This window comes from Pseudomonas sp. FG86 (genome assembly GCF_057808775.1).
Genome location: NZ_JBMDIS010000154.1, coordinates 1 through 7,785 on the forward strand (window position 1 = coordinate 1; position 7,785 = coordinate 7,785).

The following is a 7,785-nucleotide window of genomic DNA, read 5'->3' on the forward strand; positions in this document are numbered from 1 at the left end:
AATCCTGTGGGAGGGGGCTTGCCCCGATCGCGGTGGAACAGCCGGCTTATTTGTCGCTGACCCACCGCCATCGGGGGCAAGCCCCCTCCCACAGTTTGATTGCGGGGTGTCAGCCAGAGACAGGTCAGGTTCGAAACCGGCTGACCAGTTGATTCAACGTCTGCGACAACGCCGTCAATTGCTGTGCATCCTGGCGTGTGGCGTCGGCCAGGCTTGCCACCAATTGCGCATCCCCGTGAATCTGGCTGATATGCCGATTGATGTCTTCGGCCACCTGGTGCTGCTCTTCCGCGGCGGTGGCGATTTGCGTGTTCATGTCGCGGATCACGTCCACCGACTCGCGGATCAACCCGAAGCTTTCGCGAGCGTCGTTGATCGACACCACCGTTTCCTGGGACACCTCAAGGCTGGCATGCATCTGCTTGCCCATCTGGTGTGTGCGGCGCGCCAGGTTACCCAGCAGCCCGTCGATTTCGCCGGTGGAGTCCGACGTGCGTTTGGCCAACGCGCGCACCTCGTCCGCCACCACCGCAAAACCACGGCCCTGCTCACCCGCCCGCGCGGCTTCGATGGCGGCGTTCAGCGCCAACAGGTTGGTCTGTTCGGCGATGGAGCGGATGGTGCCGAGGATCGACTGGATGTCGTTGCTGTCTTTTTCCAGTTGCTCCATGGCCTGGGCGGAGTGGCCGATTTCTTCGCTCAGGCGCCCCACGCTGTTCACCGCCGCGTCGATCTGTTGCTGCCCGGTATGGGCCTGGCGCTGGCCGTTGTCGGCCGAGTCGGCGGCCTGGCTGCAGGAACGCGCGACTTCGTTGGAAGTGGCGACCATTTCATGAAACGCGGTGGAGACCATGTCCACCGCTTCGCGCTGGCGCGAGGCGACTTCGGCCATTTCCACCGAGACTTCAGTGGCACTGCCAGAGCTGCTGTGGATCTGCCCGGCGGCCTGGCCGATGCGTTGAATCAGCGTGCGGATCGCTTCGAGGAACTGGTTGAACCAGCCGGCCAGTTGCGCCGTCTCGTCGCGGCCCTTGATCGCCAGGCGCGCGGTCAGGTCACCTTCGCCTTGGGCGATACCTTCCAGGCCACTGGCCACGCCGCGAATCGGCTTGACGATCAGCCCGGCAAACCAGGCCCCGACCCCGGCAAACAGCGCCGCGCACACCAGCGCGATGGCTGCGATCAGCCAGGTCAGGCGCGCCGCGCCGGCCATCACTTCACTTTCGCGCATCACCCCGACAAATCGCCAGCCCAATGCCTTGGATGGCCAGACAAGCGCCATGTAGCGCTCCCCCGCCAGCTCGACCTGGACCAAACCCTGGCCGGCCTCGCTCAACTGCCGGTAGCCCTCGCCCAACTCGCCCAGCGCCTTGAAGTTATGGGACGGGTCATTCGGGTCGACCAGTACGGTATTGTCGGCCTCCATCAGCATCAGGTAGCCGCTCTCGCCCAACTTGATCTGCTTGACCAGGTCGGTCAGTTGCTTGAGCGATACGTCGATATTCACCACCCCACCCGGCTTGCCCTGGCGGCTGTTGAAACTTTGCACGGTGCTGACCAGCACCACATCGTCGGCGGCCCAGTAGTAGGCCTGGGTGCGCAGGGTCTTGCCCGGCTGCGCCATCGCGGTTTTGTACCAGGGACGCGTGCGCGGGTCGTAGCTGGCGAGCTGGGGGTCGCCGGGCCAGAACACATAACCACCGTCTTCGGTGCCCAAGGACAGATAGGTATAGGCCGAATGACTCTTGGCCAAGCCTTCGAACAGTTTGAACACCTGCTCGTCACGCACGCCGGGGGCGACGCGCGCAGCATCGGCGGCCAGGTAGCGTTTCACATCGCCATCAATGCCCTGCAACTGCGGGTGCGCTGCCAGGTAGGCGACGTTCTGGCTGATGCCCTCGAAAAACAGCTGCATGGCGTTGTCGACCTGGCGGATCTCGCGCTCGCTGCCGTCGATAAAGCCATCCCGTGCTTCATGACGCACGTTGAGGATGATCATCACAGCCACCAGAATCACCGGCAGGCTGGCGATCACCGTAAAGGCCAGGATCAATTTTTGTTTTATGTTCATCTAGCTCGCCTTCCTTGTGAGGTGAGAGTGCGACCGTTGGAGAGAAAAGTTTTGCGGATATTCCGTATTATGGTATACCAACAATCAATCCGCCGAACAGCCGTCATCACTGGCAGGCTTCACAAGGGCGTGAGCATTCAAGGGCCCGCAGTCGACAGGCCGATCACAATAGATCCGAGGTAAGCGTCATGAAGTTTTCCCTGTTCGTACACATGGAGCGCTGGGATGAAAGCATCAGCCACCGCCAGCTGTTCGAAGACTTGACCGAACTGACCCTGATGGCCGAAGCCGGTGGTTTCAGCACCGTATGGATTGGCGAGCACCACGCCATGGAATACACCATCTCGCCCAGCCCGATGCCGTTGCTGGCTTACCTCGCGGCCAAGACCACCACCATTCACCTGGGCGCCGGCACCATCATCGCGCCGTTCTGGCACCCGCTGCGGGTGGCGGGTGAATGCGCCTTGCTCGACGTGATCAGTAACGGGCGCATGGAAGTCGGCCTGGCCCGTGGCGCTTACCAGGTGGAATTCGACCGCATGGCCGGTGGCATGCCCGCCTCCAGCGGTGGCCAGGCCCTGCGCGAAATGGTGCCGGTAGTGCGCGCGCTGTGGCAGGGCGACTACGCCCATGATGGCGACCTCTGGAAGTTCCCCACCTCCACCAGCGTGCCCAAACCGATCCAAAAGCCCAACCCGCCGATGTGGATCGCCGCCCGCGACCCGGACTCACACAACTTCGCAGTGGCCAACGGCTGCAACGTGATGGTCACGCCGCTGATGAAAGGCGATGAAGAGGTGCTCGACCTGAAGAACAAATTCCAGGCCGCCCTGGACAACAACCCGGCGGTGCCGCGCCCGCAATTGATGGTGCTGCGCCACACCCACGTACACGCCGCCGACGATCCAGAGGGCTGGAAAGTCGGGGCCAAGGCGATCTCCAAGTTCTATCGCACCTTCGATGCCTGGTTCGGCAACAAAGAGGTGCCGGTCAACGGCTTCCTGGCGCCAAGCCCGGAGGAAAAATTCGCCGCCCGCCCCGAGTTCGAACTGGACAGCCTGCACAAGACCGCGATGATCGGCACCGCCGAAGAGATCATCCCGCGCATCAAGTACTACCAGGAATTGGGCGTGGATGAGTTCAGCTTCTGGTGCGACAACAGCTTGCCCCACGCCGAGAAGAAGAAATCCCTGGCGCTGTTTATCGAGCAGGTCGTGCCAGCGTTTCGTTGATTGATATGAGCCGTAGGCCGGTGGGGATGTTCCGCCACGCCTACGGCTGCTTTGCCAACTGATACACCGCCCCCAACCAGACGCCCCCCGAAAGCCGAACAGGTCCGCACCGGGAGCGGCCTGCCGCGCCGCGATCGCCCAATCCTCTTGAATACTTGCCTGATCCTCCGACTTATCGGCGCTTTGATAGATAGCCCTTGCCCCCTGGTCTAGAGTTCGACAATGAGCGCCTGTCGCTCGCATAAGAAAAAAGCCCCACCGACCGAAGATCAGCCGATGAGCCACGGAGCCATGCATCATGGAGCTACGAATCAACCAAAAGTCCTATCAGGTCGATGCCGACGCCGACACGCCATTGCTGTGGGTCATCCGTGATGACCTTGGGCTGACCGGTACCAAGTACGGCTGCGGCCTGGCGCAATGCGGCGCCTGCTCGGTGCTGGTGGACGGCAACGTGGTGCGTTCCTGCGTCACGCCGGTGGCGGGTGTGGTCGGTCGCGAGATCACCACCATCGAGGCCATCGAGGCCGATGCGGTGGGCCAGCGGGTGGTCGCCGCCTGGGTCGAGCATCAAGTGGCGCAATGCGGTTACTGCCAGTCCGGGCAGGTGATGGCCGCCACCGCGCTGCTCAAGCACACCCCCGCGCCGAGTGATGCGCAGATCGAAGCGGCGATGGTCAACCTGTGCCGCTGCGGCACCTATAACGCCATTCGTACCGCGGTGCATGACCTGGCCAAGCAGGAGAATGCCTGATGAACACGCGCTACGAGCTACCCGACCTGTCGCTGAGCGAGCCCATCAACCTGTCGCGCCGGCGCTTTCTAGCCAGCACGGCCGTGGGCGCGCTGGTCATCGGATTCGGCTTGCCGCTGGGCTCGGCCCGGGTGCAGGCCGCCGCCACGGCGGAACGCGGCACCCAGGTGCCGGCGTTCCTGGAGATCCGCCCGGACGGCAGCGTGCGCCTGCTCAGCCCCTTCATGGAAGGTGGCCAAGGCACCCATACCGCGATGGCGCAGATTGTCGGCGAAGAGCTGGACGCCGACCCCGCCACGTTCATCGTCGAAGCCGCGCCGCCCGGTGAAGCGTATGTGGTGATGGAAAACGGCATGCGCATTACCGGCGGCAGCATGTCGGTGCGCATGAGTTACCCGACCATGCGCCGCCTCGGCGCCCTGGCCCGCGCCATGCTGTTGCAGGCCGGCGCCGAGCAGTTGGGCGTACCGCTGGCCGAGCTGACCACCCAGCCGGGCCGTGTGGTTCATGCCGCGTCCGGCCGCTCACTGGGCTACGGCGAGCTGGCCAGTCGCGCGCTGGACATGCCGGTGCCCGACCCGGCCAGCATCACCCTGCGCGACCCGAGCCAGTTCCGCTGGATCGGCAAGCCGGTCAAGCGCCTGGATGCTTATGACAAATCCACCGGCAAGGCGCAATACAGCATCGACATGAAGGTCGACGGCATGCTCCACGCCGCCGTGCAGCACGCGCCGCGCCTGGGCATGAGCGTGGGCGGCCTGCGCAACCAGGCCCAGGTCGAAGCCATGAAAGGCGTGCACTCGGTGCATCAACTGCCTGGGGCGGTCGCCGTCGTGGCCGAACGCTGGTGGCACGCCAAGCGCGCCGTCGAGGCGATCCAGGTCGACTGGCAGGAAGCTGCCGCCGATGCCAGCGTGCGCGTGATGCCGGCGAATTTTTCCAGCGACACGTACCGTGATTTTCTTGCGGCCCAACAAGGCCCGGCCCGCGACGACGAAAACCAAGGCGACGTCGCCGCCGCCCTGGCAAGCGCCAAGACCCAGGTCGAAGCCACCTACCACAATCAATACGTCAACCACGCTCAGTTGGAGCCGCCGTCGGCCTTGGCACGCTTCAACCCCGACGGCACGCTGGACATCTGGCTGCCCAACCAGGCGCCCGACCTGTTCCGCGCCGATATCGCCAAGCGCGCCGGTCTCGACCCGTCCAAAATCAACCTGCACTCGCCCCTGCTGGGCGGCTTTTTCGGCCGCCATTTCCTGTATGACTCGGCCAGCCCGTACCCGCAGGCCATCGCCCTGGCCAAGGCGGTGGGCCGTCCGATCAAGTTGATCTGGAGCCGCGAGGAAGAGTTTCTGCGCGATGTGCTGCGCCCGGTGGCGGTGGTCAAGTTCCGCGCCGCGCTGGACGCCGAAGGCTTGCCCGTGGCAATCGAGGCAGTCAGCGCCACCGAAGGCCCCACCGAAGCCATCGCCGGCAAACAGGGCGAAAAGCTCGACCCCACGGCCCTTGAAGGGCTGTCGGGCAAGAGCTACGCCATCCCCAACAAACGCATCGCGCAGATCTACGTCAAGGGCCCGGCCATGCTCGGCTATTGGCGCTCGGTGGGCAATTCGCTCAACGACTTCTTCTACGAAGCGTTCCTCGATGAACTGGCGGACAAAGGCGGCCGCGATCCCTTTGAGCTGCGCCTGCACCTGCTGCGCGACAACCCACGGCTGACCACCTTGCTCAACGCGGTGGGCGAGCTGTCCGGTGGCTGGAAGCGTGGCCCCTACACCGCCGAGGATGGCACCCGACGCGCGCGCGGCGTGGCCATGGCTTCGCCGTTTGGCTCCCACGCCGCAGTGATCGCCGAAGTGTCGATCGACAAGGGCCAGGTCAAGGTGCACCAGATCTGGGAAGCCATCGATCCGGGCAGCATCGTCAACCCGGCGATCATTGAGGCCCAGGTCAATGGCGCCGTGGCGTTGGGCCTGTCGCAAACCTTGCTGGAGGAAGCGGTGTACGTGGACGGCAAGCCACGTGCGCGCAACTACGACCTGTACCCGATCCTGCCGCCTTCGCGCATGGCCCAGGTGCACGTCAAGATCGTCGAAAGTGGCGAAAAGATGGGCGGTATCGGCGAACCACCGCTGCCTGCCGTGGCGCCGGCGGTGGCCAATGCGGTCGCGCAGCTGACTGGCCAGCGCATCCGCAGCCTGCCATTGAGCCGATACACCTTCAGCTAACCGACAAGGAACGCCCATGAACAACCGCCGATTCGCAAGAACCGTAGGCTGGCTCGCGCTGGCCGGCCTGGTCGCCGCCGCGCTGCTGGCCTGGTATGTCAACCGTCAGCCCGCTTCACCCTTCGCACAGGAAGCGGCCGCCAGTAACGAGCCGGCCCTGATCAGCCGTGGCGAGTACGTCGCCCGCCTCAGCGACTGCGTGGCCTGCCACAGCCTGCCGGGCAAGGCGCCGTTTGCCGGCGGCCTGGAGATGGCCACGCCGCTGGGAGCTATCCACGCCACCAACATCACCCCCGACCAGGGCACCGGCATCGGCGCCTACAGCCTGGCCGACTTCGACCGCGCGGTGCGCCACGGCGTAGCGCCAGGTGGTCGACGCCTCTACCCGGCCATGCCCTACCCGTCCTATGCCAAGCTCAGCGACGACGACGTGCGTGCGCTGTACGCGTTTTTCATGCATGGCGTGCAACCGGCCAAGCAGCCGAATATCCCCAGCGATATTCCCTGGCCGCTGAATATGCGCTGGCCCATCGCGTTGTGGAACGGCCTGTTCGCGCCGACCGCCACCTACGCGGCCAAGCCCAGCCAGGACGCGCTGTGGAACCGCGGCGCCTACATCGTCCAGGGGCCGGGCCACTGCGGCAGCTGCCACACGCCGCGCGGCCTGGCTTTCAACGAGAAGGCCCTCGACGAATCCGGCGCGCCGTTCCTCGCCGGCGCCCTGCTCGACGGTTGGTACGCCCCCAGCCTGCGCCAGGACCCCAACACCGGGCTGGGGCGCTGGAGCGAACCGGAGATCGTGCAGTTCCTTAAGAGCGGGCGTAATCAACACGCGGTGGTCTACGGTTCGATGACCGAAGCCTTCAACAACTCCACCCAGTTCATGGCTGACGACGACCTGGCGGCCATCGCGCGCTACCTCAAGTCACTGCCCGGCGACCCGCAGCGCGACGGCACACCCTGGCACTACGTGACCGCCGAAGCGCGCCCGGACTCCCCCGGCGCACACACCTATGCGACCCGCTGCGCCTCTTGCCACGGCCTTGACGGCAAGGGCCAACCCGAGTGGATGCCACCGCTGGCCGGCGCCACCTCGGCACTGGCCAAGGAAGACGCCTCGGCGATCAACATCACCCTCAACGGCTCGCAACGCATCGTCGCCGCCGGGGTGCCGGACGCGTACCGCATGCCGGCCTTCCGCGAGCAACTGACCGACGCGCAAATCGCCGAGGTCCTGAGTTTCGTGCGCAGCAGTTGGGGCAACAGCGGTGGCGCGGTCGATGCGAAGGCGGTGGCCAAGCTGCGCGGGCATACAGATCCGGCCAGCAGCAGCCCGATTATTCTGCATATGCGCTGAAAGGCGTATTCCGGCGATCGCCCCGGCACACAGACCTGTTGTGGCGAGCGGGCTTGTTGTGGTGAAAGGGCTTGCTGTGGTGAGAGGGCTTGTTGTGGCGAGCGGGCTTGCCCCGCGTTGGGCTGCGCAGCAGCCCCAAA

The 7,785-nt window shown here is 65.0% G+C and carries 5 protein-coding genes and 1 pseudogene; 4 read left to right on the plus strand and 2 right to left on the minus strand.

The window, feature by feature from the left end:
• Positions 1 to 124: 124 nt before the first annotated feature.
• Positions 125 to 892, minus strand: a complete 768-nt coding sequence (locus ACODSV_RS35480; protein ID WP_371918865.1) for a methyl-accepting chemotaxis protein — start codon at positions 890 to 892, stop codon at positions 125 to 127.
• A gap of 90 nt (positions 893 to 982) precedes the next feature.
• A pseudogene (locus ACODSV_RS35485) lies at positions 983 to 2,071 on the minus strand (cache domain-containing protein); the annotation flags it as partial.
• Between the two features lie 188 nt (positions 2,072 to 2,259).
• Between ACODSV_RS35485 and ACODSV_RS35490 the strand changes: the two are divergent.
• From ACODSV_RS35490 to ACODSV_RS35505, 4 genes are all read left to right on the plus strand, one after another.
• Positions 2,260 to 3,303: an LLM class flavin-dependent oxidoreductase gene (locus ACODSV_RS35490; RefSeq protein ID WP_069075680.1), complete on the plus strand. Its 1,044-nt coding sequence runs from the start codon at positions 2,260 to 2,262 to the stop codon at positions 3,301 to 3,303.
• A gap of 298 nt (positions 3,304 to 3,601) precedes the next feature.
• Positions 3,602 to 4,057, plus strand: coding sequence for a (2Fe-2S)-binding protein (locus ACODSV_RS35495; RefSeq protein WP_024074662.1), 456 nt, complete (start codon positions 3,602 to 3,604; stop codon positions 4,055 to 4,057).
• Positions 4,057 to 6,288, plus strand: a complete 2,232-nt coding sequence (locus tag ACODSV_RS35500) for a xanthine dehydrogenase family protein molybdopterin-binding subunit (RefSeq protein ID WP_102624677.1) — start codon at positions 4,057 to 4,059, stop codon at positions 6,286 to 6,288. The genes ACODSV_RS35495 and ACODSV_RS35500 overlap by 1 nt, the downstream gene beginning before the upstream one ends.
• A gap of 16 nt (positions 6,289 to 6,304) precedes the next feature.
• Positions 6,305 to 7,645 carry a c-type cytochrome gene (locus ACODSV_RS35505; RefSeq protein WP_024074660.1) on the plus strand — a complete coding sequence of 447 codons (1,341 nt, stop codon included), beginning with the start codon at positions 6,305 to 6,307 and terminating at the stop codon, positions 7,643 to 7,645.
• Positions 7,646 to 7,785 lie beyond the last annotated feature (140 nt).

Bases quoted from the DNA above. Each gene is read 5' to 3' on its own strand.
- ACODSV_RS35490 (WP_069075680.1), top strand. From the start codon at position 2,260: ATGAAGTTTTCCCTGTTCGTACACATGGAGCGCTGGGATGAAAGCATC.
- ACODSV_RS35495 (WP_024074662.1), top strand. From the start codon at position 3,602: ATGGAGCTACGAATCAACCAAAAGTCCTATCAGGTCGATGCCGACGCC.
- ACODSV_RS35505 (WP_024074660.1), top strand. From the start codon at position 6,305: ATGAACAACCGCCGATTCGCAAGAACCGTAGGCTGGCTCGCGCTGGCC.
- ACODSV_RS35480 (WP_371918865.1), bottom strand. From the start codon at position 892: ATGGCCGAAGTCGCCTCGCGCCAGCGCGAAGCGGTGGACATGGTCTCC.
- ACODSV_RS35500 (WP_102624677.1), top strand. From the start codon at position 4,057: ATGAACACGCGCTACGAGCTACCCGACCTGTCGCTGAGCGAGCCCATC.